Raw genomic sequence first — 2,139 nt, forward strand, 5'->3', positions numbered from 1 at the left:
GTCGTGGCGTTAGACGCGCCCTTCCCGTCGGCGGCTGAACCAGCACGAACCGCCGGCTGGTAGGGAGTGGAATGCTCAGGGAAGCGCTGGGAGGGCGCTGTCGCCTGTCTGGGATAGATCTGCCTCCGCGAGACCTGGGAAGGCTGTGCGGTCATGCTGGAGGCTGTGCAGGGCAACATCTGCTTTCAGGATGGCTGGGCGCTGCCAGAACTGGCGGAGCATGGCCCGGATCACCGCGTCGCGGGCGGCGTTCTGCTCGGCCTGGTGGCGCCGAATGACGGTGTAGAAGTCGAGGTCGGCCATGGTGGTGTCGTCGCGGTGATCGGCCATGCGGCGGGCGCTGTTCCGCTGTCGTTGCCGCCATGAGTGACGGCGACGACAGCTGGATTGAGCGCACTAAGCCGAACACTGCAACTCTAGGCTGCAATATCTAAGAATAATAGAACTTCGTTCCGCACAACCGAGGCACAGCCAAAAGCTATTTGGGCATTTTCCGGGCCGGCATGATTCAAGCGCGCCGATTCGAGTTCCTGCTGCTTCAGGCGTGCGTTATGTTTCCGTAGGGCTTCGACCATATCATTCGCCCTGACCGAAATATAAAGCATTCGGCATAGCCAACGCAGATCGTGAACTTCATTCCAGCCGAATTCTCTCCGTGCAGCTTGACCGAGTTCGCGGGAACTCCCGACGCGCTTCTTGATACGGGGATCTCCCTGGGGAGCGAGATTTACGCCAGGCCGAAGAACTACGGTCTCCCGCACGATCCCATTGTCGTCGAGGGTCCTCTTCGTGTGGAACCCGAGATAGCGTTCGCCGAGCTGGCCCAGGGTCAGGCGCTCGCCATTGACCAGAACCACTTCCTGGGGGTTCGCGCCCTTGGCCATGTAGCGGAGCCGCTTCAGCGCTTCGCGCTGCCAATCCCAGGGCACATGGTTCCCAAGCGGCTCGGCATGCATGAACAGCGGCCGCCATTTCGCCGGACGCTCCCTCTCTCCTCCCTGCAGCGCCTGCTGCTTGCTGAAGCCGAACTCATGATCCGCCCAGGCGCCAGTAGACCTGAGCTGGAGATAGAGGGAGTCGCGCAGCGCCAGCCAGTTGTCCTGGGGGAGATGCTGGAGGATGTGCATGTGCGGACCACGACCGCCCTGCGGCGGGTTCTCGACAACGTAGACGAAGGCGTGCGGGATGGAGTTGCGCTGGCACCAGTCCCTGATCGCCTTGATGAAGCGGTTGCGCGCGCGGCGAACCTGTCCGGCGCCGCGGTCGCCTTGAACCCAGCCATGGCTGCCGCGGAAGTTCACGGCAATCCAGGTGTTCAGCGGCCAGCCCTGCTTCTCGGCGAAGAGGAAGGCATTGCGGAGTTCATGAAGGTGACGGCCGGTGAGATACCGAGAAGGGTCTGCAACGGGAGTCATCGGCGTGCCAGCGGTCGGGCCACGGCGAGACAGAAGCGGGGCGCAATTCATCGAGCTGAGTCTTCCTTGTGAGAGATAGAAGGCGTGAAGGTGCAGAAGACCTCCACCAGCTCGCTCTCAGGGAGACTGAGCAATGGCTATATATAAGCCTACTCGCCGCCATGCTACGCAGAGAGAGAAATTCGATGCCCACAGCGACGACGGCGAGGAAAACCGCATCGGCTTTCGTGACCGCCTGTCCGGCGTGACGCAGCTGCGAGCCGCAACATAGCGGCTGCAGCAGACCCGCGCTACCGAGATACGGCCGGTACCTCTGCTTTGCCCCAGCGCACAGCCCGGCGCGTGCTGCATCACCCGCGGCCACTCGGTGGTTCGCGCCTGCGCGGCCTGGTCCCGCGGCGGCTCCGTCGGCCGCCTATCGTTCTTCCCGTCGTCGAGCAGCGGGCAGGGATCGGCATCATGGTGGGCCTGAGGGAGAGCGGTGCTTCGGCCAGTTCCGCGCCGCAGCCCAGCACCACCGACCTTCACGCCGCGAGCCTCGCCGCCGGCGAGTTCGGCCGCGCCTCGGCCGAGTTGATCGCCGACCTCGCCGACCTCGCCAGCTGTCAGTGGCCGTTGAATCCTCCCCTGATGTGGGCCGCGAAACTTCCCCACTTCGTTGCGTGACCGGCACCTGCCGGGGCTAGCCCCGGCAGGTGCCGGTCACGCTATCGCCGAGACTGCC

At 64.1% G+C, this 2,139-nt stretch carries 3 protein-coding genes; 2 read left to right on the top strand and 1 reads right to left on the bottom strand.

Annotated elements, in window-relative coordinates:
- Nucleotides 1-153 precede the first annotated feature (153 nt).
- Nucleotides 154-366, top strand: a complete 213-nt coding sequence (locus E2C05_RS31240) for a hypothetical protein (RefSeq protein WP_133223501.1) — start codon at nt 154-156, stop codon at nt 364-366.
- Nucleotides 367-416: 50 nt separating this feature from the next.
- Here E2C05_RS31240 and E2C05_RS31245 read toward each other — a convergent pair whose 3' ends face one another.
- Nucleotides 417-1,466: a hypothetical protein gene (locus tag E2C05_RS31245; RefSeq protein ID WP_133223502.1), complete on the bottom strand. Its 1,050-nt coding sequence runs from the start codon at nt 1,464-1,466 to the stop codon at nt 417-419.
- Nucleotides 1,467-1,874: 408 nt separating this feature from the next.
- Here E2C05_RS31245 and E2C05_RS31250 point away from each other — a divergent pair, with 408 nt between their 5' ends.
- Nucleotides 1,875-2,081, top strand: coding sequence for a hypothetical protein (locus E2C05_RS31250; protein ID WP_133223503.1), 207 nt, complete (start codon nt 1,875-1,877; stop codon nt 2,079-2,081).
- Nucleotides 2,082-2,139: the final 58 nt, after the last annotated feature.

Origin of the sequence: Paracraurococcus ruber, assembly GCF_004353985.1 — a bacterium.
GTDB classification, from domain to species: Bacteria; Pseudomonadota; Alphaproteobacteria; order Acetobacterales; family Acetobacteraceae; genus Paracraurococcus; species Paracraurococcus ruber.

Bases quoted from the DNA above. Each gene is read 5' to 3' on its own strand.
- E2C05_RS31240 (WP_133223501.1), top strand. From the start codon at position 154: ATGCTGGAGGCTGTGCAGGGCAACATCTGCTTTCAGGATGGCTGGGCG.
- E2C05_RS31245 (WP_133223502.1), bottom strand. From the start codon at position 1,466: ATGAATTGCGCCCCGCTTCTGTCTCGCCGTGGCCCGACCGCTGGCACG.
- E2C05_RS31250 (WP_133223503.1), top strand. From the start codon at position 1,875: ATGGTGGGCCTGAGGGAGAGCGGTGCTTCGGCCAGTTCCGCGCCGCAG.